Origin of the sequence: Rhizobium aethiopicum, assembly GCF_900094625.1 — a bacterium.
GTDB lineage: Bacteria > Pseudomonadota > Alphaproteobacteria > Rhizobiales > Rhizobiaceae > Rhizobium > Rhizobium aethiopicum.
On the sequence record NZ_FMAJ01000001.1, the window covers coordinates 831,088 to 852,293 of the forward strand.

Sequence of the window (21,206 nt, forward strand, 5' to 3'; positions counted from 1 at the left end):
AGAGGAGATTGCATCTTCTATGCAAACTATGGCCCAAAACACGCGCAAAGTTCTTGCATTCTTCATGCGCAGTGGACAAATTATGCACAGTCCGTGAGTATTTTGGAGATTTTGCGCAATGGATGAGCCGCTCGACAAATTGGATCTGCGCCTGCTCCTGGAACTTCAAAGGGACGGCAGGCTGACGAACAACGAGTTGGGCGAGCGGATCGCGCTTTCACCGTCGCAATGCTCCCGCCGGCGCACCAGACTTGAAGCCGAGGGATATATTCGCAGCTACCGCGCCCACCTCGATCGGGAGAAGCTGGGCCTGGACATGCTGGTGGTCATTTCGGTGACGCTTGCCACCCACAACCGGGACAATGCCCGCCGCTTTTCCCAACTGATCAACGGCCTGCCCGAAGTTCTCGAAGCCTATGCGCTAACCGGCGAAATGGACTATCACCTCAAGGTGGCGACTCGTGGGCTTGCCGATCTTTCGAAGTTCGTCAACGACGTTCTGCTGCCGCACGAATCCGTGCAGCATGTGAAAACCTCGATCGTGCTCGACACGCTGAAGACGTTCGAAGGCTATCCGGTGATGATGCCTGGCGGCCGGCATGGCGACAGCGCGCGATAAAGGTCAGAGCGGCAACTCGGTCGAAAATTTCAGCTCGCGCAACACGAAGCTCGATACGACGGTTCGCACATGCGGATTGCGCATGAGATAGCGGGTCATGAAGGCTTCGTAGCTTTCCACGTCCTTCGCTCGGATCTTCAGCATGTAATCGAAAGCGCCCGACAAGGCATAGCACTCCATGATCTCCGGCCGCTCCAGCACCACGGAAGCGAAAGAAGCCACCGCCTCCTCATGGTGATCCTCCAGCGTGACATGCGCAATCACGCAGAGCTTTAGATCGAGTTTGCCGGGGTCGAGCAGCGTCACGCGCTTGCGGATGACGCCGTCAGCCTCGAGTTCCTGGATCTTCCGCCAGGCCGAGCTTTGCGACATGCCGGCTTTTTCGGCCAAGTCCGCCAGCGACAAAGTGCCGTCAGCCTGGATGAGCTGCAGCAGCTTGCGGCGAAAATTCCCAGATTCTTTCATTTCGGCCAGCGCGCTCGAGAATATTTTCCACCACTATGGCAACAGCCGGCACGAAAGAAAAGAAAATCCGCCCAACACGGAGCATAATGGCAGAAATATCGCCATTCCGGGAGGATCAGCCGATGACCAAAGAAAGCAGCTACACCGCCAAACTGCCCGGCCCGGACGGCCTATATGACTACAGCCCCGAAGAAGATGCGATCTGGGGCGAACTCTACCAGCGTCAGATGAGGCTCTTGGCCGACGCGGCCTGCCAGGAATATCTCGATGGCGTCAAACTGCTGGGGCTCAAGCCGGAGAAAGTGCCGCAGCTTCGCGACGTGAACAGACGCCTGAACGAGACCACCGGCTTCGGCGTCGAAGGCGTACCGGCGCTCATTCCGCCTTCGCGTTTTTATGAACTTCTGTCGGAAGGCAAATTTCCGCTGGCGACCTTCCTGCGCCGCCGCGAGCATATCGATTACATCGAGGAACCGGATCTGTTCCACGAAGTGTTCGGGCATTGCCCGCTGCTTACCAACCAGAGCTATGCCAATTTCGTCCGGCATTTCGGCGAAACCGCCATGCGTCTCGGCAAGGGCTATTCGTGGCACCTGTTCCGGATTTTCTGGTTCACAGTCGAATTCGGCCTGATCAACACGCCGCAAGGGCGCCGCTGCTTCGGCGCCGGCATCGTCTCCTCGCCGAGTGAAGCCAAGGCGGCAACGGAAGGCACGGCGTGCGAATTCCGGCCGTTCGATTTGTTGAGCGTGCTCCGGACGCCCTACCGCATCGATATTCTTCAGCCGATCTACTATGTCATCGACAGCTTCGCCGATCTCGAGGCGATCGTGGAGCAGGATATCGGCGGCGCGATCCTCAAGGCGAAATCGCTGGGGGATTTCGCCCCGGCTTTCGAAGCCAAGGCTTCGTGATTGAAAGCCAAGGTCAATCTGCCGCTGATCTAAAGCAGGCGCTTTGACGATCATTGATCTGTTGTAAATGGCTGAGCCACAAAATGAAAGTTTGGCTTCCACGCGTGGTGGATGCCACGTCCCTGCCGTTTCCACCTCATGCGCTAAGGGCGACCTCTATCGCGCATCTACGATGGGACTGAGGGCCAATCCCCGAATTTCCGGAAAAATGCGCGAGAGAAAGCAGCCGCACTGCCAAATCCGACTTGACGCGCCACCGCCTTCACCTTCGCCCCTTTGGCGAGCTTTCGTCGAGCAAGAATCAAACGCCATCCCGTCAAATAGGCCTGCGGCGTTGTGCCGACCACGTCGCGAAACAGGGCCATGAAATGGCTCCTTGACATCCCTGCCGCCGCAGCAAGGTCATCGCTGTTCCAGGCTCGCGCCGGCGCATCATGCATTGCCACCAAGGCCCGGTGTAACGAGGGATGGGACAGGCCCGCTAGCAAGCCAGGCTCAGTCGCCCCACGATCAATCGCCGATCTCAGAATGAGAAGAACAATGACTTCGCAAAGGCGATTGAGGGCGGCGCTGCGTCCGCAGCGAGATTCCAGCGCTTCCGCCATGAAGGCGGCCGCGATGTCCCGAAGAGTTGGAATATCGTTGATCCCGACGAGGAGCTGGTCAGGCAACGCATTCATCAACGGATTATGCGCGCCCTCGAAATCGACCGCCGCGGTCATCAACGCCGATGGCTCGGGAACCCTGTCGGCCCGTGGATGGAGAACGATTGCTTCGACGGGGCCGCCTGCTTCACCAATCACGAACAGCCGGGCACGGCCATCGCTTATCGGCGTTGGGTCCAGCGAGACTTCCAATTCGAACGCATCAAAAAAGGCCGTCAGGCGATCAACTTTTCGGAGGGGCTTCGGACTTTCGCTCATGATTATCGGACTCTTGATGATCTAAATTATGGAATGGTGAGGCCTTGACGTCAACACGGCGTCTGACGTTTGACGAAAGGAGTTGATCGATGTTGGTCCCGAGAACGCTAGCCCCCAGTTTGGCCATTAAGACCATTCAGCATGGCGAGTTCGATCTTACGAGCGAATACCCATCACTCATGACGCTCGTGTGCTTCTACCGCGGGCTCCACTGCCCCGTCTGCGCAAACTACCTTAAAGAGTTGGAACGGATGACGCCCGCCTTCAGAGAGCGCGGGGTGAGCACAATCGCTATAAGCTCTGACGGGGAAGACCGCGCCAGGCAGATGGCGAACAAGATCGGTGCGGAACACCTGCGTATCGGTTATGGCCTGTCCTTGAGCGTAGCCCGGCAATGGGGTCTTTATATTTCCGCTTCGCGCGGAAAGACGTCGATTGGCATCGAGGAACCCGAACTCTTCTCAGAGCCGGGCGCGTTCTTAGTCAGGCCGGATCGGACGGTCTATTGGCTCTCTGTGCAATCCATGCCGTTTGCGCGGCCGAATTTCGCCGAGATGGTGCAGGCGTTGGATTTCGTGGTCAAAAATGACTACCCGGCAAGAGGTGAATATACGGGAGGGGTTTAACGCCGCCTGGTCGCGACGCGCCGGAAGGCTGTTGCCACCGCCTTGTTCAAGTGATCGTCAGATCCTGCGCTTCACTTCGGCGCGGCCGGACTGCGATTGACGAATTCGACCAGCACGCCCGGCTTGACCATGCCGGCCAGCTCTTCTGCGTCCCAATTCGTCAGCCGCACGCAACCATGCGAGCCTACCTTGTCGATGAGGTTCGGCTCCGGCGTCCCGTGGATACCATAAGTCGGCTCGGTCAGGTCGATCCAGACGCTGCCGACCGGACCATTCGGTCCCTTGGGAATCGTCAAGACCTTGTCATTCTTTCCCTGCTTGAAGTTGCGCTTCGGATCGTATCTGTAGACCGGCATTCTCGCGACGCCTTTGACCTTATGCTTTCCTGAGGGCGCCGGATTGTCATCGCTTCCGATCGTCGCGGGATAGACGGCAAGCAGCGATCCATCTTCACCATAGGCCAGCACCTGCCCTGTCTTCTTGTCAGCCTCGATGCTCTTGACCTTGCCTTCTCTCGGCGGCCCGGGATTGACGACCCACACCTTGTCGCCGGGCATGAACTGCGAGCCCGGATTGAGCGCGTTCAGGAGATCGATATGCATGTGGAAGCGCTCGGACAGCTTCTCGGCAACACTGGTATAGCCGAGGCTCTGCATCTTTGCCTTCTCGCCGTAATCCTCGGGAATCCTGGCGACGAGGCCCGTGGCGTCCTCCGGCGATACGACATAGGTCTCGACGATCGGCGAATTGTCTTCCAGGCGGGAGGCGACATCCGGATCCGGCCTGCCATCGACGGGGAGCTTGTTCATCGCCTCGAAGCCGGCAACCGCCTTGTTGACGTTCTCGCCGGCGAGGCCGTCAATCACGCCAGGAGATGAGCCGGCACGGTCAAGCAGGACCTGAAGGCGGACGATCGCCGGGTCTGGATCTGCCGGCGACGGCTTTTCCTTCGCGATGTCGGCAATCGAAGCGGCATTGATGATCTCGGGTCTGAGCTCCCGCGCGGGGGCGCCGCCAACGGAGAGGGCCAGAGCGAGCAGCGACATCGGCAGGGCTGTTTTCATGGACGACAAATGGCCGAAGTGGGAATTTGTTCCCACACCGACCCCGGCATCGTCAGCACAGCTTCTGCGGCAGGTTCGCTAGAGCAGCGGCAGGCTGGGCTCACGGCATCGTCGCGTGCTTCCTGGCTTCTCGTGATCTTGCCGCACGGCGGGCGGGCCTCAGTTCTTCGATCGTCGGCTGCCACCATTTGGAATCGCTGGGGGTAGACGTTTTCGCTGGCCACGTGCGGACGAGTTCGTCGAATGTCGGCACCCGCCAGTAGCCCCAGAGACAATCCTCCGTGACGCCTGGATAAAAATCCGCGACAAGACCCGGATCGACCAGTTCGCCGGTGACATAGGTAAAGACAACGATCCCATACGAGGTGGCCACCGGACGTCCGATCGGCGGCAAGTCATCGGCCGGAAGCGGGTAGCGGCGGCGCTTTCGTTCCGCGGAGCGGAGCCTGCTGCGCATCTCCTGTGCAGTTCCTTTCCGCTCCTCGGCACGCCGTCGTCTCTCCTCCGGTTCGTTCCTTCGCGCCGCCGCTTCGATGTCCGGCCATCTGCGTCTCAGTTCCTCATAGGACCGGAAGGGCACGTGCCATATTCGAAGGTCGCCGTCCCATCGCGAGAACGGCACCTCGCGAAGCTCGTCGACGACGGTCTTCGAATATGGGGTGCGGATTCGGAAGCCTGCCTTGCCGAGTTCCAGATATGGACTGTCGATCGGGTCGAAGGCGAAGGCATCGCGCCCCTTCGCATCCGCATGCGCATCGGCTTCGGCTTCAAGTTCGGCAAGCCATCGTCCAATGCGGCGGGACGCCGTTCGTCCGGGAACGAACCAGGCTTTTCGGACGTCGTTCCAGCGGGCGCGAGGGAAGTGCCTTCGGAATTGGTCGACGGTCATCCTGTCGTAAGGGAAGGAAACCTCCGCCCCGGGCTTCGGCCCATCGTCACCGGGCGGCACCTCGCCTTGGTCAGCAGGAGATTTTGTTTCTGTCATAAGGGAAGAACGCTTCTGCGCCGGAATGGTTTTCCGACGCGGCGGCCCGCCGTACAGGTCCTATTGGGGGTATCACCGCGCCCAGCCGCCGCAATCCGGCGCCGCTTCGGAGGCCGAACTAGTGGACCGTCTTCGACGGCTTCTCCGGGTGCGAAATGGCATGGAGCGTCGCCATGAGCTTTTCGAACTCGTTCAGGATACGGTTGAATTCGGCGTCCGGCATCTTGACGATCTCCGAAACCGTCGAAGCCACCGAGGCGATGAGCTTGTCAATCCAAACGCAGCGATCGGCCGGCACATTTCCGAGCACATCCTTACGAAGCGACTTCAACTCGCGAAGGATCCGAACGATGAGGGCTCCCCGCTCCGCCTTACTCAAGAACGGAAGCCTTGTCTGCGCCCGGTGGATTTCTGCTATCAGCGTCGTCGCCATCCCCGCTCTCCGCCCTCAAATGCAACCGGATATCACAACCGGTGCGATTACAACACGGACTTTAGTCTGGCTCGCGCGCTCGGTCCCGTTTCGTACCTTGCCGAGCCATGGTTAATTGCTTGTTGCGACCAGATTCGACATGTTGCAGCTACGCCGCGGTCCTTCCCATGGCTGATATGTGTTGTCTTCCGGTCGATACGATCTGTAGCGGGCGGCGCATCGGGCTGCCGCCTGCGCATTCACATTCATGCTGCCGGGTTCATGGCCTTCGGCAATGGTCTGCTGAAACGGCGAAGAGCATTCGCGGGTCTCACCACTATAGGATCGGTAGCTGTTGGTCGCGGGATCGAAGGAGCGGTAACGCTTGGCGCACCAGGCAAGGTGCTCGGCGGCGAATTTTCGCTGCGGTGTCTGCAGTTCTTTCGATGGACGAGCGGGTTGCGACACTACGGTCGCCGGCGCCGCCGTAACATAGCTGGAATAGACGGGCGGAATTCGTTCATATTGCTGCTGCCGAGGATCGATCTTCACCGGTCTCGTCGTCCATAGATCGGGCCCGGCAAGGTCGGTGAAAGCGTGGGGTCGGTAATCCGCCATGACGTGCGACGCAATGGATGCCGCGGCCATACAGGCGCCAACCGAGCTGACGATGCCGAAGGCGACGGTTGCAATCGCGGTCATTGGCCCGCCTCCTGCTGTTGTGCCTGGGGAACCCAGACGCGCGCGCCGGCGCTACTGTGGCCGCCGGTGGCGACAAGCACGGCGAGGATACCGGCGATTGCGAGCACGATGGCGATTAGCGGCACCGCGAGACCGGAGGATTTCTTTTCGGAATAGATCATGTTTCCCTCTCCTCGACCCCAGCCGCACGACGACGCTGCCGTCCGTCGTGCGGCTGATCTGAAAGATGATGTGCGATGGGAAGACGCGGCGGAGCCACGTGAGCGATCAGGTCACTTGATAACCTGGATCACCTTGCGAGACGAGGGTTCGACAATGACACGCTCGTCATTGACCACCGCATAAGCATATGTCGGATCTTCCGGAACAGGCGTCACGACGACGGTTTCCGGCAGGGCCTGTCCGACGACCACCTTTTCCTTCACGACCACGCGTGCCGACGGAGCCGGGGCCTCGCGGACATAGGTGACGACCTTTTCCGGGGGCGGATCGATCGCCGTACCGACGACTGCGCCGGCAACACCACCGATAGCAGCGCCGGCCGGGCCGCCGACGATGGCTCCGGTGATTGCGCCACCGGCCGCACCATTGACGGTCGAGGATTGGGCGAATGCGACACCTGACATCAGGGTCATGGCAGTTGCCGCGCCTGCAATAAGCTTGAAGAGCATCTTTTCCTCCTTGCTTTTTAATGCGGCCTGCTTGCCGCTGCCAAACCAACTTGCTGGCAACGAGGTCGTTCCACGCCTCGGACCTCGGTCTGAGGGATCCTGGCCCTTGGTCTGGAAGTCAATATTCGTTGGCGGCGCTATTCTCGGATCGAAGGGCCGCCATTTGCGGGGTGTGGGCAGGAGACCGAGGGAGATGATACGATCCAACCGCCGAGAAGCTGGACGCAGGCGCCTCGCGATGCGTCTTCCGCAAATGCGGGCGCTGATCATGGAGGTGCGCGACCCGTGGCAGCTCGAGCTTTTCGAGGCCTATCAGATGGCGGTCGAAGCGCGCGATCGACTTCGAAGGCGACGGTTCAATCAGACGCTGGTGCGGGAATATGAGGAGACCTGTGTCGAGATCGAACAGCACGTCATCCGCGCGATGCACGAAGCTCCTTACCCAGACTACTGCCTGCTCCCTTAGAAGTTTAAGGCGCACGGCCAGCGACAATCAAGGCGCTCATGCTGCCGCAAGGACGGGCACCGTGGCGCGACGCCACCCGCTCGGCCACTTCGTCAACGATCTCCGACATGCGCTCCGGCGCCCGCAATTCGATTTCTCCGCTGAGCGGCGTTCCACGGCAGAAGGCTGAAGCCACATCCTGTGCTGTGGCCGCGGCGGAGGTCAGTTCGAGCCGTTCGCAGGAAACCGCCTCGAAGCCCGCCGATGACACTTCAGCCTTGATCGAGCCTGGGTCGAAATAAGAATATGGCAGGCGCCTGAGGAAATCTGGAGGATCCGATGGGAATATGCCTGCCAGACATTCGTCCACACATCGTGCGAAGTCGTTGGCAGCAAGCGAATCCCACGTCGAAAACAGGAACCTGCCTCCGCTCCGCAACACTCTTTTCGCCTCGCCGTAAGCCTTCGGCTTATCCGGAAAGAACATGACGCCGAACTGGCAAACCACGAAATCGAACATCAAGTGGGCGAACGGCAGATCCTGCGCATCCGCGTGCATCCAGTGCGTTCGCGACATCGTCAGAGATGGTGCGCCGACATCGATCATCGCCTGGCTGAGATCAGTGGCAACGATCTCCGCCGCCGGATCGAGCCTCGCGCGCAGAGCGCGAGTCAAGGCGCCGGTCCCGGCCGCGACCTCGAGCACGCTGACCGGTTTTGACAGTTCGGCGACGCTTGCCATCTCCGATGCATAGGGTTCGAAGAGAATCGGCACGAGAAGGGTTTGGTAAAGGTCCGCGACGCCTGCCCCGAATGCAGGGGGAGACGTGGGAAATGCGGCGCCTGCGCCGGCTTCCATGTTCGCAGAAACTGTCACGACAAGTCTCCCAAAAACCAACCACACCGTACTTGAAATATGGCTGAATCCGCTTCTGTCCACGGGTGTGGGACCTTGGTCCCAAACCTCTTCGACCGAAGTCCCCGGCGTGGAACGGGCGCCTGACCGTGTCGTTTGAAGGAAACGGAAGGAGATTCGCAGATGCCCCAGAGGAACAGATCCCATGTTAACGACGCGTGGAACGCCTCCGTCGTCGCCCTTGTTATCGTTCTGGCCGGCCTCCTCTATGTCTTCGGCGCAGCCATGTCAGGTGATAATCTCCGGTTGACCGAGAGCATCAGAGGCGCCGAGGTCTTCGATACCAGGAATCTACCCTGATACTGTCTGGAAAAACTCTAAAGACGTTGTAGGTTAGTCGGCAAAGTCTGTCGTCGGTATCAATATGAAATGGCTTCGCCGCTGGAATGCCCGCTCACTCGCCTCCCAATTTTTCATCGCGGGTGGCCTGGTGTCGATCGCCGTCATGTTTCTGGTGGGCATTCTCGTTACCCATCTCATCGAGGAAGCCGTCATCCATAATTCCGGCGCGGCGACGGCGCTTTACGTCGACAGCGTGGTTGCGCCGCTGCTCCCTGACATGCAAACCGCGTCGCTGCTGGACGAAGGCAGTGCGCAGGCTCTCGACGAGACGCTCGGCCAGGGGGCGCTTGGCAGGCGCCTTGTCTCGTTCAAGCTGTGGCGAAACGACGGCACCATTCTCTATTCTAACGAAAAGGCGCTGGTGGGGCAGAAGTTTCCCGTTAGCGACAAGCTGCAGAAGGCATTCGCCGGCTCGCTCGTCGCGCGCTACGAGCGACCCGGCGACCCGGAAAGCGGCGCCGAGCGCGCGCTCGGCAGGCCGCTGATGGAAATCTACAATCCGGTTCTGCAGCCGTGGTCCGGCCAAGCCGTCGCCGTCCTCGAATTCTACGAGAGTGCGGAAGGGCTGGCGGACAGTCTGGCGCACGCCAGGCTGCGGAGCTGGGGCGCGGTCGCCGCTCTCACGGGGCTCTTTTTCCTCGTTCTCTCCGCTCTCGTGTTTCGAGGCAGCCGCACGATCGAGGCGCAGCGCAAGGATCTAAAAGAGCGGGTCAAGGAATTATCCGCGTTGCTGGCCGAAAACCGCGGGCTCCAGCGGCGGCTGCAGCGCGCCTCGCAGCGCGTGGCGGCGCTGAACGAAACATATCTGCGCAGCATCGGCGCCGATCTGCACGACGGTCCGGCGCAGCACATCGCCTATGCCTCACTGCGACTGGACAGCGACCTGCTGATCAATGCGTCCACCGAGCCTGAAGCGCGCGAAAAGGAACTTGCCTGGATACGCTCGAGTCTCGCCGAGGCCATGGCGGAGATCCGCAATATCTGCAGCGGCCTGGTGCTCCCGCAGATCGAAAAGTCTTCGATCACCGAGATCGTACTGCGGGTAGTCGAAGCGCATCGGCACAAGACCGGAACACTTGTCGAAACCATGATCGACGAGGATGGACCCGAGCTCGCTACTGCCGTAAAGATCTGTATCTATCGCTTCATTCAGGAAGCCTTGAACAATGCCTATCGCCACGGCGGCGGCGTTCAGCAGACCGTAAGAGCGGTGTCGCACAATGGTCATGTTTGTGTCGAGGTCAGTGATCGCGGCAATGGTTTCGACCCGACCGAGGTGAGACCGACAAACCTCGGCCTGGTTGGGCTTCGTGAACGTATCGACAGCCTCGGGGGATCCTTCGATATTATGACAGGCGAAGGAGGAACAACGGTAACGATGACCTTCGAGCCTATGGAAGTTGGAGACGAGAGATGACACCAATCACCGTCGGCGTCGTGGACGACCACCCGCTTTTTCGCGAGGGCGTTACGCGCAGCTTGTCGGAGATCAGCGATTTCGTGGTCATTGGCGAGGGGGCCAGCAGTGAAGACGCCGCCATGATCGCATCGAACAGCCGCCCCGACGTCATGCTCCTCGATGTCTCAATGCCGGGCGGCGGATTGGCTGCGATCGGCGACGTCCTGGCGCTGAGCCCGACGACGAAAGTGCTGATGTTGACGGTATCCGAAGAGGTGGACACACTGCTGGGCGCCCTGCAACGGGGGGCGATGGGCTACGTCCTCAAAGGTGTCGGCTCCCGTGGTCTCGCCGAAGCAATACAAACCGTCCTCAGCGGATCGCGGTATGTCTCGCCGACGATGTCGGCGAAGGCGATGGAAAATTCGCTGCAAAACGGAAACTCCGACAAGAACAGCCTGACCCCAAGGGAGCGCGAGGTGATGGATCTCGTCGCCCAAGGTCTGTCAAACAAGCATATCGGCCTGCGCCTCAACCTGCAGGAAAAAACCGTAAAGCACCATATGACCCAGATCCTGAGCAAGCTCGGCGCCTCGAATAGGACCGAAGCGGCCCTGCAATGGCGCGAACGGCGGTAGCGCCGGGTCGACCTGCCCACGCGCCAGCATTCCGCATCCCGCTTAGCGGAGGAAACGGCTCAGCCGGCTTGCATCGCCGGCCGTCGCCTGCCGGCTTATGATCGTCCGACCTTTCGAGTCCTTCATGACATAGCGGCCGCTGCGCAGGCTTTCGGTGATGCCGTTCGCGTGGCGAACGTTGATCGACCCATCGGAACCTTCGGTCGCTCTCGCTCCCGCTGCCGACGATGCGGCAGCATTGCTGTTTCGACCGGCGCTGTTGCCGGAGCCACTATTGCCGTTTCCGCCCCCGTTGCCTCCGCCATTGCTGTTGCCGCCGCTATTGCCGCCGCTGTTACCGCCGCCGCCGCTGTTGCCGCCGCCGCCGCTGTTGCCGCCCCCGTTTCCGTTATTGCCGTCTTTTGCCTGTGCGTGTTTCACCGTCAGAACGCGAAGAGAGCCATCGAGATTGATCGTCACAGGTGATGCGGCAGCCACGAGAGCGACGGCCGCGCTGCCGCCCAGCCTTAGAAAATCCCGTTTCGAGAGAGTCATGCCACTGCCTCATTCATCCGTTCTTCGCCGTTCCTGCGTTTGTTGGACGCATAGGAATTTTCGCTGTTCTGCAGAGTAATTGCAACCGGACCTAGGTACTAAGAAAAGGCGGGACTTTGGTCCTGCCTGCCAGATTGCCAAGGGATCCGCCGAGAGAGAAAAGGAGCTCTGTCATCGCAAACCATGCCTTGGCGTCTGTATTGTCGACTTTCTCACCGAGGCGTTGCGGCACCAGGCGTGGACGCATTTTTCTGGAACTTCTTTCTTTGTCATCACTTTGATTACCAAAGTGCAACAGAGGAAACCCCGATGCCAAACCCGAACGAATCACCCGCCGTCCAGTCCATGCAAAAAGAGCAGGCCGAGCAGCGAAAACGGGCCCGGAAGGGCGACCTCGACAAGGCGATCGAAGACACGTTTCCGGCGTCCGATCCTGTCTCGGCCACCCATACCTCGATCCCAGCCGGCCGCAGCGACGTCGAGGCGGCTGAGCGCGTCAAGCGGGAGCCCGATCCGACCGCGCTTGACCAGAACTATCCGCTGGTCGACCAAGCCCTGCGATCGACAGGGCAAACCGCGCGCGCCTCGGACCGGTTCGACGCCGACCGCGAGGAGCTTCGCGCGCTTCAGAAGGAAGCCGGCCGGATGGCCGAGTCCGCCTCGGAGCTGGCGTCCGGAACGGCCCGCCTGGCAAAGGCGGAAGCGAAGAGTTTCGTCCAGGACCTGGAGGACCGGATACGACGGCAGCCGCTGACAGCTGCAGCGATCGTCGCCGGGATCGCCTTCGTCTACGGCGCGACGCGTTGAGAATGCCCGCCATGGCGAACGAATGGACCGGCGGCTGCCTGTGCGGATCCTGCCGATACGAATTCGCCGGCGATCCGCCGCATTCTGGATATTGCCATTGCGACATGTGCAAGAAGGCAACCGGAGGTCCTTTCGCAGTTCTCGTCCAGGCCAGGGCTGAGGATCTCGTCTGGACGAAGGGGTTCCCGGCCGTTTACCGATCCTCGCCGATCGCGACTCGCGGCTTTTGCGGAAGTTGCGGAACGCCGCTCTTTCTTCAATACGACGACGACGAACTGATCCGGGTGACGGTCGGCTCGCTCGATCATCCCGAGCGGATTCGGCCGGCAGGTCACTACGGCGTGGAGAGCCGTCTTGACTGGGCCGACTGCGGGCGCGGACTATCGGAGGAGGAAACTCAGGAGCGCTTCTAAAGCATGTTGCGCAAAGCTCGATGATTGCCGATACCGCCCGGACATGAGGTCTCATGAAAATCGCTACCTACAATGTCAACGGGATCAACGGGCGGCTGAACATCCTCCTGCGCTGGCTGAAGGAGGATACCCCCGATGTGGCCTGCCTTCAGGAACTGAAAACCGGCGACGCCAGGTTTCCGCGAAAAGAGCTCGAACGGGCCGGCTACGGCGCCGTCTGGCATGGACAGAGATCCTGGAACGGGGTCGCCATCCTGGCAAAGGACAAGACACCGATCCTGACGCGGCGCGGTCTTCCCGGAGATCCTGACGACACCCACAGCCGATATATCGAAGCCGTCATCGACGGCATGCTGATCGGATGCCTGTATCTGCCGAACGGCAATCCGTTTCCCAGTGCCAAGTTCGAATACAAGCTCCGCTGGTTCCGTCGCCTGCACGCCTATGCCGCAGAACTGCTGGAGATCGAGGTGCCTTGCATTCTCGCCGGCGATTTCAACGTCATGCCGACAGAGATCGACGTCTACAAGCCGGAACGCTGGCGAGACGATGCGCTCTTCAGGCCCGAAGTCCGCACAGCCTACGCCCAGCTCGTCTCCCAGGGCTGGACGGATGCCATCAGACATCTGCATCCAAACGAGCGCGTTTACACCTTCTGGAAATACTGGCGGAACAGTTTCGAGCGCGACGCCGGGCTTCGGATCGACCATTTTCTGCTCAGCCCAACCGTGGCGCCATGGCTTCGATCGGCGAGCGTCCGGCGCAAGCCGCGGAGCTGGGAGCATACAAGCGACCACGCACCCGTCCAGATCGACCTCGATATTCCCGCAGCCGAAGCCGTGTGAACGGCAATGCCACCGATTGCGGAATAACGCGGAACCTGCGCTGCCAGCTGGAGTTAGCTCTGCAAAGGAGATCGTACGATGCGCACGAAACCCATTTCCGATTCCACTAAGCTTCCGCCGAAATCGTTGAACGAAGACACCCAGGACGATGAGCTGCCCGAGGCAAATGCCGACGACCAGCGCAAGCCAACCGTCAGAATGGGCAGCAGCCGCAAGGCGGGCGACGGCGTTCCCGGCTCCAACCCTGAGACTGGCCGCGCCGATCAGAAGGGTCGCATTCCTGCCCCGCAATTCTCCAACCGGAAGTGATCGTCATGGGCGAGAGCAAGAACTATCTCAATACCGACGAGATACAGGCTGACGACCAATTGTCGCCGAAGCCGGTCGAAGGGAAAGATCCGCCGCGGCATGTGCGCAAAAGCGAGGAAGCCGTCGCCGAAGGCTCTGACGATACGGAACGCATCCGGGTTCCGCCACCGGTCGCAAATCCCGATTGAAGCGATTATAGCAACGCCTCATTCGCCGCCGCCCCGATCATAGATGCAGCCCGTCAACCAGGCGGGCCAGTCCCGCTCGAAAAAGGATCTGGCGCTTTCATCCAGATTGCGGTTCGGACGGGTTGAGAGCCTGATCTCATCGCCCTCGAGCCGAATGACGATCTGCTCCTCGCGATGCGCGTCGCTTTCCTTGCGGAAACGATAGGCCTGTAGCGGACCGGCGCTCGCAAGCGGAAGGAGTTCTCCGCTCGGATCGCAGATCGCGCGTGCTCCCCGACTGCCGCCGCCCTGGCCGATGAAGAAGTCCAGCGCGCTCAGCACCGCTTCCGAGGCGAGCGCCATGTGCCGCCATTGCACGGCTCGGACCGCTTCGGCGGCGCGACCATAGGCGAGGCCGTTGGCGCGAATTTGCATATTCAACTCCCGCGCCTCTATCAACGCCTGGCGGACGCTCCCCTGATCGCAAATGATACCCGCCTTCTCGCTCATGCGTGCCTGCACCGCAGAGCGGACCGCTTTGACAGTGAGCGAGCTTTCGGTCCGCAGGGCCGAAAGGAGATTGGCGATGCCCGCCTCGGCGGCCGCCGGCACACCTCCCGCGGCAGCCCGCTTCGCCCCGCCGCCGCCACCGATGTGTTCGGCCACCCTGGTACCGAAGACCTGTCCAGCATTCAGCGCCGCTCCACCGGGCCTTGTTACCCCATGGGTGCCTGCCGCTTCGCCGACCGCGTAGCAGCCGCCAAGATTGGTCCGGCCCCAGGTGTCGACCATGATGCCACCGTTCATGTGCTGGTTGTTGACCGCGAACTCCAGCGGCTCCTCGGCAATATCGATCTTGTAGCGGCGATAGAGCTCGATCGCGAGCGGGTTCATATGCTTCAATCGATCGATCGGGGTTTCCTGACCGGCGCCAGCCTTGCCGAGATAGAGACGAACGTCCTCGTCCAGCCTCTCCAAGTCGAATGGCAGGTCGCCGGGAACGGGCAGAGGATTGCGATTGAAGTCCATGAAGACGCGCCGGCCCGCCACAGTCTCACGGTAAATGGCGAGGTCGACCAGGCTTGAACCGAAATCGAGCATGCGGGTCGCGTGGAATGGCCACTGGTAGCCCTTGCGGAAGATGTTTGACGCCAACTCCTGGGTGCTTCGATAATATTCCGCCAGGAAATGGTGTTCGGCGCCTTCGCCGTCGACCGAATAGATATGCGGTATCGCCTGGACGTAGGTGCCGGACAGATTCCATGGGAATCCCTCCCTGCGCGTTCCGATGCCGAATTGGCTTTCGGTCAAGTTGACCAGCTCAAGGCCTGCCTCGAGCGCCAGTCCGAGGGAGCCGAAGCAGCCGTTCGGATAAACGCTGTCGCGATAGAGTTCGCCCGGGCCGCCGGCGGCGAGCACGATCACGTCACTCACGAACAAGGCGATGCCGAGTGGGTTCTCCTCTGTACGGTCGCCGGCGCGCATGACGAGCATGCCGGCGACGTGACGCTCAGCCCCCTCACCCTCGGTGAGCATTTTGACCGCGGTGGTCTGGTTGTAGAAGGGCACCCCCAGCCGGATCGCCTCCTCCGCCAGCACCTTGACCATCAGGCGCGACGTACGCGGGCCGCAGCTGGTGGCGCGGCCGACCTCGTCATGATCGGTCTGATATCTCAGCGTTCCGCCAAGTGGATCCTGGGGCAGCGGCAGCCCCAAGAACTGCAGCGACGCCATCATCCGCGATGAGCCCACCGCCTCGACATAGGCCGTATCCTCGTCCATGGCGCCGCCGCTGCGGATGGCGCGGGCCATCGCCCGATAATTGTCGCCCTGATCGGCGGTGTTTGCGGTGTGAAGGGTTTGCTTATCAGAGCCCGAGCAGGCCGAAGTTCCGCCCCATGCGCTCTGGCTGACGATGACGGCATCTACGCCGCGCCGCTTCATTTCCACCGCAGCACGCAGACCCGCAGCGCCGGATCCGACGACGACACAACCGGCCCGATAGATCGGCGTCTCGATGCTGGCGAGCCAGACCTTTTCCGAAGCGACAGCTTCGGCTGGAAGACGCGGCATGTCGACATCGGTCAGGGCGTCGAGAATTTCCTGCGGAACATCGATCGTCATCGCCGTCACCCTAGCGGAATGTCGACCCAGCGCTTCTGCCGGGAGGACTCCATGCACGCATCGACGATCTGGCAGATGTGGTGGCCGGTATCGAACGTCGGCCACATCGGCCTGTTGGCGACGATCGAACGGATCACCTCGGCCACCTCGATGATCTTGCTTTCATTGTAGCCGATGCCGAAATTCGGGAGAGGAAGGAAGGCCCTGAAAGTGGGATTCTCAGGACCGACATCGATCTCGCGGAAACCACGCCGCCCCGTACGGTCGTCGTTGGAGTAAAAACGCAATCGGTTTATCTCGTCATAGGTATAGGCGATGCTGCCTTTCGTTCCATAAATCTCGTAGGTCTGCATGAACTTGCGGCCGGTGGCGACGCGGCTGAAATCGACGATCCCGCCGGCGCCGTTTGCGAACCGGCACAGCAGGTTCGTCGCGTCGGGATTGGTAATCTCTGCCCACGCCTCGTTGCCCGCCAGTTTCACCCGGTCGCCATAGGCCAGCCCCTCGACGATCGGCCGGCGCGGGGTGACAACGAGATTGTCGGCGATCAGGGAGCTGACGCGACCAACGAGGAAATCCATGAAGCTGAAGATGTGCGAGCCGGTGTCGCCAACGATCCCGGTCGGCGCGAGCTTGCCGTCGGCGCGCCACATGAAGGGGGCTGTGGGGTCACCATACATATCGACATGCTGGCAGCCGCGGAACAGCTTGATCTCGCCGATTTCACCGGATTCTATGATCTCCTTCGCCAGATCATGAACGGGGTTTCGGGGAAAGGCGTGGCCGACACGGGTAATGACACCCTTCTCTCTGGCGATCTCGGCCAGTTCCCGCGCCTCATCGGCGGTGTTTGCCAGCGGCTTCTCGCAATAGACGTGTTTGCCGGCCAGCAGTGCTGCCTTCGCGACCGGATAATGCAGATGATCGGGCAGACAAATATCGATCAGATCGACGTCTTGATCGGCGACCGCCAGCTTCCAATCCTGATAGATCCTGGCCCCGGGCGCCCTGTTGCCGATGTCCTGCGCTACGTCAGGGTTGCTGTCGACAAGCGCCACGATCCGCGCCGTTCCGTCCGACACGCCGAAGAAATGCGGAAAGGTCTGATAGGCCATCGTGTGGACCTTTCCCATCCAGCCCGAGGCGCCCAGCACTGCAACTCTCACTTCAGACATTGTCGTTACTCCTTAGCCAATCTCGGCGCGAGCCCGAGGCCTGGTATCATTGCGTTCATAGGCGAAGATCGCCGAAGGCAGCGCCGGCAAGCCGCGGATGAGATCCGAGCCTTTTTCGCCGACCATGATCGTCGGCGCGTTGGTGTTGCATGACGGCACGCGCGGCATGACGGAGGAATCGCAGACCCTCAGACCTTCAAGGCCGTGGACCTTGAGATCCAACCCGACCACCGCGTCAGGTCCCGTTCCCATCTTGCAGGTGCCCACAGGATGATGGTCGGTCTTGGCATTGGCGCAGCCATAGTCGAAAAGCTGCTCGTCGGTCATGACCATCGGCCCCGGCAGCCGTTCGGCCATGACATAGGGTTTCAGCGCCGCCTGCTGCATGATTTCGCGGGCGATCTTGAGACCCTCCAGGGACATCTTCCGGTCGTGCGGATCGGACCAGTAGTTGGGATCGATCAAGGGAGCCGCACCGGGATCGGCGGATGAGAGACGCACTGTCCCCCGCGAGCGAGGATGCAGATAGGCAGAGTTGAGCGTCACGCCCGCGTTTTTCAGCCGCTCGACGCCGGCTTCGATCCCCGATCCCAGACCGAGGTGGAACTGGATGTCGGGAGACCGTGCCTCGGGATCGGCGTACCAGAAGCCACCGGTCTCGAAGAGCGAGGAGGCGACCGGACCGGTGCGGAACAGGACATACTGAACTCCGGCCCAAAGCGTGCGGTGGAACTTCGCGACTCCATCATAGGTGTGATCGCCGGTGCATTCGGCGATGACGAACAGATCCAGGTGATCCTGAAGGTTGCCGCCGACGCCAGGCAGATCGTGGATCACCTTGACGCCCACCGATTTGAGATGATCGACCGGCCCGATGCCGGACTGCAGAAGAAGCTTCGGCGACCCGATCGCGCCGGAGGAAATCAGGACTTCGCGTTCAGCGCGCACGATCTCCAGGCCGCGCGCGGACGCGATCTCGACGCCAGTTGCACGAGCTCCCTCGACTATGATCCGCGCGACGCGCGCGCCCGTCCGGACCGTCAGGTTCTTCCGGTCTTTGATCGGTGAGAGATAGGCGAGCGAAGCCGACGATCTGCGGCGATTGCGTTGCGTCAGCTGATAAAATCCAACGCCGGCCTGCTGGCGACCATTGAAATCATGATTATACGGAATGCCGAGCTCCTGCCCCGCGCGGATATAGGCATCACAGATCGGCAACGCCGCGGCCGGCATCGAGACCCCCAGCGGACCGCCATAGGCATGATAGTCGTCGGCGAAGCGCTGATTGTCCTCGGCACGTTTGAAATAGGGCAGGATCGAGCGATAGTCCCAGCCCTCGCAGCCGTCTTCACTGGCCCAGAGATCATAATCGGCCGCATTTCCGCGCGTATAGAGCTGAGCGTTGATAGACGAGCCGCCACCGATGACCTTCGCCTGGGTGTAACGAAGGACACGGCCTTTCATATGCTTCTGGGGAACGGTCTGCCATCCCCAGCTGGCCACGCCCTTGGTCATCTTGGCAAAGCCGGCCGGCATGTGAAAAAGAGGATTCCAGTCGCCGCCGCCTGCTTCAAGCAGGAGGACGCGCACCTCAGGATCTTCGCTCAGCCGGCTTGCCAATACGCATCCCGCAGGACCGGCGCCCGTGATGATATAGTCGAATGCCATTTTACCGTCCTAATTGTGCCCGGCAGATGCCAATGGATGTGCTGATGCCCGCAAGTCCTTCGATGCGATGTGATCCGCGACCCTCAGCGCCTGGCTGGCGACGGTAAGTGCGGGATTGACCGCGGCCGACGACGGCAGGAATCCGGCGTCGACGACGAAAAGGTTCTCGTGATCAAAGGAACGGCAGTAGGGATCGAGCGGCGCCGTCGCGGGGTCGTTTCCGATGCGGATCGTTCCGCACTGATGGGAGGGTGTACGCTTGTCGAAGGGTCTCGACAGCACGATCGGAAATCCGATCGACTTCAGGATCGCCTTCAGCCTGGCGACGAGCGCCAGATGCGCATCCCAGTTGGTTCGTTGCCATTGGAGAACGATCCTGTCTCCATCGACCATGACGCGGCTTTCGGGATTGGGAACGTCCTCGCTCATCGCATAGAAGTCGATGGCATGGCTCGTGATGAAACGCAGGAACCATTCCGGAGCCTGTGGCAGAGAGCCCTTGAGGACCTTTTCGGAGATGCGGCCGAGGAGTTGCACGTTGCCGAGCGGCGGTCCTCCCTCCCCGTCCGAAAGATAGAAGTCGTTGAAAGCAAACGTCTTCTGGTAGATTGCGGTGTTCCGGAACCGTCGCGAAACGCCGATGACCGCGGAGGCATTGTGGTTCATGAAGTTACGGCCCACCTGATCGGAGGAATTCGCCAGGCCCGTCGGGAAGCGGTCGTTTTTCGAGCGCAGCAAAAGCACCGACGACTGGACGGCGCCTGCCGAAAGGATGACAATCTCAGGCGAAACCGTCAGCGTCTCACCGTTCCTGACATAGATGACCCGGTCGATCCGATCCCCCGCCCCGGTCTCGAGCCTCGTCACGCGGGCATTCGTCTCGAGCCGCACGTTCTCGTGCTTCAGCGCCACCGCAAGCGCTGCGGTCTCGGCATCCATCTTGCCGTCGCATGCGTTCGGATGCGCATCCCATGGTGTGCGCGCCTTTGAGAGCCAGGCATCCAGATCCAGGCCGAGCGGCAGCGAAAAAGGATGCAGGCCTGTCGCCTTGAGGCGCGCCCTGACGTCGGCGATCGGCGCCTCGTCGGGCACCGGCGGGAACTCGTAGGCAACCGAGTGATGCGGTTCGGTCGGATCCTCGCCAAGGCTGCCGCGCACCCGATACATCCGCTCCGCCTTCGAATACCAGGGCTCCAGCTCTTCGTAGGCAAAGGGCCAGGCCGGCGACACGCCCTCCCGGTGTTCGATGACGTCGAAATCTTCCTTGCGATAGCGCGACAGGACGGCGCCGTAGAATTTCGAATTGCCGCCCACATTGTAATAGTTGCCGGGGTTGAAACCCTTACCGTTCGCCTCGTACCAGGTTTCTTTCGGCCGGAAATGTCCCCGCTGGAAGATGGCGCGCTGGTCGCGATTGACGGGAAGATCAGCGATATGATCTCCGGCTTCGAGGACCAGTATCCGCGCGCCTGATCCAGCCAGGCCGGCAGCGATGGTGGCGCCGCCGACGCCCGAGCCGATGATGACGATGTCTGGTGAGCCGCTCATATCAACACCTGGCCATCACGCGATCCGCGCCTGGCTGTCAGGATCGAAGAACACCGCCTTGTCGAGGTTGAAGGCGAGGCGTGTGTTCTGGCCGGGGGCGATGCCGGCATCGGCGCGCAAGCGTGCGACGACGGATTTGCCGCCGAGCTTGGTGACGGCGAAGGTGTCGGAGCCGGCCGGTTCGACCACCTCTATCAGGCAGTCGTCCTCGGTCAGCGAGCGCGCCTTGCGGTCGGCGCCATCGGGATCGGTCAGGGCTTCGGGGCGGATGCCGAAGATCACCGGCCTGCCGGCATAGGCGGACAGGCCGTGATTGCCGGAGACGACAGGCAGTCTGAGCGGCGCCCCGTTCGGCCGCTCGAGCGTAACGGCAAGGCCGGCGGCGCCGGCCTCGACGGTGGCGTTGAGCAGGTTCATCGCCGGCGATCCCATGAAGTCGGCGACGAAGAGATTGGCCGGGCTGTTATAGATCTCGGCCGGCGTGCCGAACTGCTG

General features: G+C 61.1%; 27 protein-coding genes. 12 read left to right on the plus strand and 15 right to left on the minus strand.

Going from position 1 to position 21,206, the window contains the following annotated elements; genetic code table 11:
- Positions 1 to 118 precede the first annotated feature (118 nt).
- Positions 119 to 619, plus strand: a complete 501-nt coding sequence (locus GA0061105_RS04210; RefSeq protein ID WP_064696131.1) for an Lrp/AsnC family transcriptional regulator — start codon at positions 119 to 121, stop codon at positions 617 to 619.
- Between the two features lie 3 nt (positions 620 to 622).
- On the opposite strand, the gene GA0061105_RS04215 is transcribed toward GA0061105_RS04210, so the two are convergent.
- Entirely contained in the window at positions 623 to 1,084 is a 462-nt protein-coding gene (locus GA0061105_RS04215; protein ID WP_092748208.1) for an Lrp/AsnC family transcriptional regulator, read from the minus strand.
- A gap of 122 nt (positions 1,085 to 1,206) precedes the next feature.
- On the opposite strand from GA0061105_RS04215, the gene GA0061105_RS04220 reads away from it, so the two are divergent.
- The gene (locus GA0061105_RS04220; protein WP_064696133.1) at positions 1,207 to 1,998 is read left to right on the plus strand and encodes a phenylalanine 4-monooxygenase; all 792 of its coding nucleotides are present in this window, start codon (positions 1,207 to 1,209) and stop codon (positions 1,996 to 1,998) included.
- A gap of 167 nt (positions 1,999 to 2,165) precedes the next feature.
- Here GA0061105_RS04220 and GA0061105_RS04225 read toward each other — a convergent pair whose 3' ends face one another.
- Positions 2,166 to 2,921 carry an AraC family transcriptional regulator gene (locus GA0061105_RS04225; protein ID WP_092748210.1) on the minus strand — a complete coding sequence of 252 codons (756 nt, stop codon included), beginning with the start codon at positions 2,919 to 2,921 and terminating at the stop codon, positions 2,166 to 2,168.
- Between the two features lie 89 nt (positions 2,922 to 3,010).
- On the opposite strand from GA0061105_RS04225, the gene GA0061105_RS04230 reads away from it, so the two are divergent.
- A complete protein-coding gene (locus tag GA0061105_RS04230) occupies positions 3,011 to 3,547 on the plus strand; it encodes a peroxiredoxin-like family protein (RefSeq protein WP_064696135.1) in 537 nt (178 codons plus the stop codon).
- A gap of 71 nt (positions 3,548 to 3,618) precedes the next feature.
- Here the strand turns inward: GA0061105_RS04230 and GA0061105_RS04235 are convergent, their stop codons facing one another.
- From GA0061105_RS04235 to GA0061105_RS04255, 6 genes are all read right to left on the minus strand, one after another.
- Complete coding sequence (locus tag GA0061105_RS04235) at positions 3,619 to 4,611, minus strand: L,D-transpeptidase family protein (RefSeq protein ID WP_092748212.1); 993 nt, start codon at positions 4,609 to 4,611, stop codon at positions 3,619 to 3,621.
- Between the two features lie 100 nt (positions 4,612 to 4,711).
- Positions 4,712 to 5,596, minus strand: a complete 885-nt coding sequence (locus tag GA0061105_RS04240) for a hypothetical protein (protein WP_092748214.1) — start codon at positions 5,594 to 5,596, stop codon at positions 4,712 to 4,714.
- A 118-nt stretch (positions 5,597 to 5,714) separates the two neighbouring features.
- Positions 5,715 to 6,029 carry a hypothetical protein gene (locus tag GA0061105_RS04245; RefSeq protein ID WP_064696138.1) on the minus strand — a complete coding sequence of 105 codons (315 nt, stop codon included), beginning with the start codon at positions 6,027 to 6,029 and terminating at the stop codon, positions 5,715 to 5,717.
- A gap of 111 nt (positions 6,030 to 6,140) precedes the next feature.
- The gene (locus GA0061105_RS04250) at positions 6,141 to 6,710 is read right to left on the minus strand and encodes a BA14K family protein (protein WP_064696139.1); all 570 of its coding nucleotides are present in this window, start codon (positions 6,708 to 6,710) and stop codon (positions 6,141 to 6,143) included.
- On the minus strand, positions 6,707 to 6,871 hold the full coding sequence (locus tag GA0061105_RS32765; RefSeq protein ID WP_167358515.1) for a hypothetical protein: 165 nt from the start codon (positions 6,869 to 6,871) through the stop codon (positions 6,707 to 6,709). Before GA0061105_RS32765 ends, GA0061105_RS04250 begins: the two co-directional genes overlap by 4 nt.
- Before the next feature lie 111 nt (positions 6,872 to 6,982).
- A complete protein-coding gene (locus GA0061105_RS04255) occupies positions 6,983 to 7,381 on the minus strand; it encodes a DUF1236 domain-containing protein (protein WP_064696140.1) in 399 nt (132 codons plus the stop codon).
- Between the two features lie 193 nt (positions 7,382 to 7,574).
- Here GA0061105_RS04255 and GA0061105_RS04260 point away from each other — a divergent pair, with 193 nt between their 5' ends.
- A complete protein-coding gene (locus tag GA0061105_RS04260; protein WP_092748216.1) occupies positions 7,575 to 7,847 on the plus strand; it encodes a hypothetical protein in 273 nt (90 codons plus the stop codon).
- Between the two features lie 4 nt (positions 7,848 to 7,851).
- Here GA0061105_RS04260 and GA0061105_RS04265 read toward each other — a convergent pair whose 3' ends face one another.
- Complete coding sequence (locus tag GA0061105_RS04265) at positions 7,852 to 8,703, minus strand: class I SAM-dependent methyltransferase (RefSeq protein WP_092748218.1); 852 nt, start codon at positions 8,701 to 8,703, stop codon at positions 7,852 to 7,854.
- Between the two features lie 162 nt (positions 8,704 to 8,865).
- Between GA0061105_RS04265 and GA0061105_RS32770 the strand changes: the two genes are divergently transcribed.
- The 3 genes from GA0061105_RS32770 to GA0061105_RS04275 all read left to right on the plus strand — a co-directional run bounded on the left by GA0061105_RS32770 (position 8,866) and on the right by GA0061105_RS04275 (position 11,121).
- Positions 8,866 to 9,042, plus strand: a complete 177-nt coding sequence (locus GA0061105_RS32770; RefSeq protein ID WP_167358516.1) for a hypothetical protein — start codon at positions 8,866 to 8,868, stop codon at positions 9,040 to 9,042.
- Between the two features lie 64 nt (positions 9,043 to 9,106).
- Entirely contained in the window at positions 9,107 to 10,501 is a 1,395-nt protein-coding gene (locus GA0061105_RS04270) for a sensor histidine kinase (protein ID WP_064696143.1), read from the plus strand.
- Entirely contained in the window at positions 10,498 to 11,121 is a 624-nt protein-coding gene (locus tag GA0061105_RS04275) for a LuxR C-terminal-related transcriptional regulator (RefSeq protein WP_064696144.1), read from the plus strand. Before GA0061105_RS04270 ends, GA0061105_RS04275 begins: the two co-directional genes overlap by 4 nt.
- Before the next feature lie 42 nt (positions 11,122 to 11,163).
- On the opposite strand, the gene GA0061105_RS04280 is transcribed toward GA0061105_RS04275, so the two are convergent.
- On the minus strand, positions 11,164 to 11,655 hold the full coding sequence (locus GA0061105_RS04280; RefSeq protein ID WP_064696145.1) for a hypothetical protein: 492 nt from the start codon (positions 11,653 to 11,655) through the stop codon (positions 11,164 to 11,166).
- Between the two features lie 309 nt (positions 11,656 to 11,964).
- Here GA0061105_RS04280 and GA0061105_RS04285 point away from each other — a divergent pair, with 309 nt between their 5' ends.
- The 5 genes from GA0061105_RS04285 to GA0061105_RS04305 all read left to right on the plus strand — a co-directional run bounded on the left by GA0061105_RS04285 (position 11,965) and on the right by GA0061105_RS04305 (position 14,217).
- Positions 11,965 to 12,462 carry a hypothetical protein gene (locus GA0061105_RS04285; RefSeq protein ID WP_064696146.1) on the plus strand — a complete coding sequence of 166 codons (498 nt, stop codon included), beginning with the start codon at positions 11,965 to 11,967 and terminating at the stop codon, positions 12,460 to 12,462.
- Between the two features lie 11 nt (positions 12,463 to 12,473).
- On the plus strand, positions 12,474 to 12,875 hold the full coding sequence (locus tag GA0061105_RS04290; protein WP_064696147.1) for a GFA family protein: 402 nt from the start codon (positions 12,474 to 12,476) through the stop codon (positions 12,873 to 12,875).
- Between the two features lie 53 nt (positions 12,876 to 12,928).
- Entirely contained in the window at positions 12,929 to 13,720 is a 792-nt protein-coding gene (gene xth / locus GA0061105_RS04295; RefSeq protein ID WP_092748220.1) for an exodeoxyribonuclease III, read from the plus strand.
- Positions 13,721 to 13,798: 78 nt separating this feature from the next.
- Entirely contained in the window at positions 13,799 to 14,029 is a 231-nt protein-coding gene (locus GA0061105_RS04300) for a hypothetical protein (RefSeq protein ID WP_092748221.1), read from the plus strand.
- Positions 14,030 to 14,034: 5 nt separating this feature from the next.
- Entirely contained in the window at positions 14,035 to 14,217 is a 183-nt protein-coding gene (locus tag GA0061105_RS04305) for a hypothetical protein (RefSeq protein ID WP_064696150.1), read from the plus strand.
- An 18-nt stretch (positions 14,218 to 14,235) separates the two neighbouring features.
- Here GA0061105_RS04305 and GA0061105_RS04310 read toward each other — a convergent pair whose 3' ends face one another.
- From GA0061105_RS04310 to GA0061105_RS04330, 5 genes are all read right to left on the minus strand, one after another.
- Positions 14,236 to 16,320, minus strand: coding sequence for an FAD-dependent oxidoreductase (locus tag GA0061105_RS04310; protein ID WP_092748223.1), 2,085 nt, complete (start codon positions 16,318 to 16,320; stop codon positions 14,236 to 14,238).
- 5 nt (positions 16,321 to 16,325) lie between these two features.
- Positions 16,326 to 17,495: a Gfo/Idh/MocA family protein gene (locus GA0061105_RS04315; protein ID WP_064696152.1), complete on the minus strand. Its 1,170-nt coding sequence runs from the start codon at positions 17,493 to 17,495 to the stop codon at positions 16,326 to 16,328.
- 12 nt (positions 17,496 to 17,507) lie between these two features.
- Positions 17,508 to 19,163: a GMC family oxidoreductase gene (locus tag GA0061105_RS04320; protein ID WP_092748225.1), complete on the minus strand. Its 1,656-nt coding sequence runs from the start codon at positions 19,161 to 19,163 to the stop codon at positions 17,508 to 17,510.
- A gap of 9 nt (positions 19,164 to 19,172) precedes the next feature.
- Positions 19,173 to 20,711, minus strand: a complete 1,539-nt coding sequence (locus GA0061105_RS04325) for a GMC oxidoreductase (RefSeq protein WP_092748227.1) — start codon at positions 20,709 to 20,711, stop codon at positions 19,173 to 19,175.
- Between the two features lie 15 nt (positions 20,712 to 20,726).
- Positions 20,727 to 21,206 (minus strand): ATP-binding cassette domain-containing protein (locus tag GA0061105_RS04330; RefSeq protein ID WP_141130182.1); only part of this gene is annotated, 480 nt, incomplete at its 5' end.

What these genes read in the sequence shown, in the direction of transcription:
- GA0061105_RS04210 (WP_064696131.1), top strand. Translation starts at nt 119, where the DNA reads ATGGATGAGCCGCTCGACAAATTGGATCTGCGCCTGCTCCTGGAACTT.
- GA0061105_RS04215 (WP_092748208.1), bottom strand. Translation starts at nt 1,084, where the DNA reads ATGAAAGAATCTGGGAATTTTCGCCGCAAGCTGCTGCAGCTCATCCAG.
- GA0061105_RS04220 (WP_064696133.1), top strand. Translation starts at nt 1,207, where the DNA reads ATGACCAAAGAAAGCAGCTACACCGCCAAACTGCCCGGCCCGGACGGC.
- GA0061105_RS04225 (WP_092748210.1), bottom strand. Translation starts at nt 2,921, where the DNA reads ATGAGCGAAAGTCCGAAGCCCCTCCGAAAAGTTGATCGCCTGACGGCC.
- GA0061105_RS04230 (WP_064696135.1), top strand. Translation starts at nt 3,011, where the DNA reads ATGTTGGTCCCGAGAACGCTAGCCCCCAGTTTGGCCATTAAGACCATT.
- GA0061105_RS04235 (WP_092748212.1), bottom strand. Translation starts at nt 4,611, where the DNA reads ATGAAAACAGCCCTGCCGATGTCGCTGCTCGCTCTGGCCCTCTCCGTT.
- GA0061105_RS04240 (WP_092748214.1), bottom strand. Translation starts at nt 5,596, where the DNA reads ATGACAGAAACAAAATCTCCTGCTGACCAAGGCGAGGTGCCGCCCGGT.
- GA0061105_RS04245 (WP_064696138.1), bottom strand. Translation starts at nt 6,029, where the DNA reads ATGGCGACGACGCTGATAGCAGAAATCCACCGGGCGCAGACAAGGCTT.
- GA0061105_RS04250 (WP_064696139.1), bottom strand. Translation starts at nt 6,710, where the DNA reads ATGACCGCGATTGCAACCGTCGCCTTCGGCATCGTCAGCTCGGTTGGC.
- GA0061105_RS32765 (WP_167358515.1), bottom strand. Translation starts at nt 6,871, where the DNA reads ATGATCTATTCCGAAAAGAAATCCTCCGGTCTCGCGGTGCCGCTAATC.
- GA0061105_RS04255 (WP_064696140.1), bottom strand. Translation starts at nt 7,381, where the DNA reads ATGCTCTTCAAGCTTATTGCAGGCGCGGCAACTGCCATGACCCTGATG.
- GA0061105_RS04260 (WP_092748216.1), top strand. Translation starts at nt 7,575, where the DNA reads ATGATACGATCCAACCGCCGAGAAGCTGGACGCAGGCGCCTCGCGATG.
- GA0061105_RS32770 (WP_167358516.1), top strand. Translation starts at nt 8,866, where the DNA reads ATGCCCCAGAGGAACAGATCCCATGTTAACGACGCGTGGAACGCCTCC.
- GA0061105_RS04270 (WP_064696143.1), top strand. Translation starts at nt 9,107, where the DNA reads ATGAAATGGCTTCGCCGCTGGAATGCCCGCTCACTCGCCTCCCAATTT.
- GA0061105_RS04275 (WP_064696144.1), top strand. Translation starts at nt 10,498, where the DNA reads ATGACACCAATCACCGTCGGCGTCGTGGACGACCACCCGCTTTTTCGC.
- GA0061105_RS04280 (WP_064696145.1), bottom strand. Translation starts at nt 11,655, where the DNA reads ATGACTCTCTCGAAACGGGATTTTCTAAGGCTGGGCGGCAGCGCGGCC.
- GA0061105_RS04285 (WP_064696146.1), top strand. Translation starts at nt 11,965, where the DNA reads ATGCCAAACCCGAACGAATCACCCGCCGTCCAGTCCATGCAAAAAGAG.
- GA0061105_RS04290 (WP_064696147.1), top strand. Translation starts at nt 12,474, where the DNA reads ATGGCGAACGAATGGACCGGCGGCTGCCTGTGCGGATCCTGCCGATAC.
- xth (WP_092748220.1), top strand. Translation starts at nt 12,929, where the DNA reads ATGAAAATCGCTACCTACAATGTCAACGGGATCAACGGGCGGCTGAAC.
- GA0061105_RS04300 (WP_092748221.1), top strand. Translation starts at nt 13,799, where the DNA reads ATGCGCACGAAACCCATTTCCGATTCCACTAAGCTTCCGCCGAAATCG.
- GA0061105_RS04305 (WP_064696150.1), top strand. Translation starts at nt 14,035, where the DNA reads ATGGGCGAGAGCAAGAACTATCTCAATACCGACGAGATACAGGCTGAC.
- GA0061105_RS04310 (WP_092748223.1), bottom strand. Translation starts at nt 16,320, where the DNA reads ATGACGATCGATGTTCCGCAGGAAATTCTCGACGCCCTGACCGATGTC.
- GA0061105_RS04315 (WP_064696152.1), bottom strand. Translation starts at nt 17,495, where the DNA reads ATGTCTGAAGTGAGAGTTGCAGTGCTGGGCGCCTCGGGCTGGATGGGA.
- GA0061105_RS04320 (WP_092748225.1), bottom strand. Translation starts at nt 19,163, where the DNA reads ATGGCATTCGACTATATCATCACGGGCGCCGGTCCTGCGGGATGCGTA.
- GA0061105_RS04325 (WP_092748227.1), bottom strand. Translation starts at nt 20,711, where the DNA reads ATGAGCGGCTCACCAGACATCGTCATCATCGGCTCGGGCGTCGGCGGC.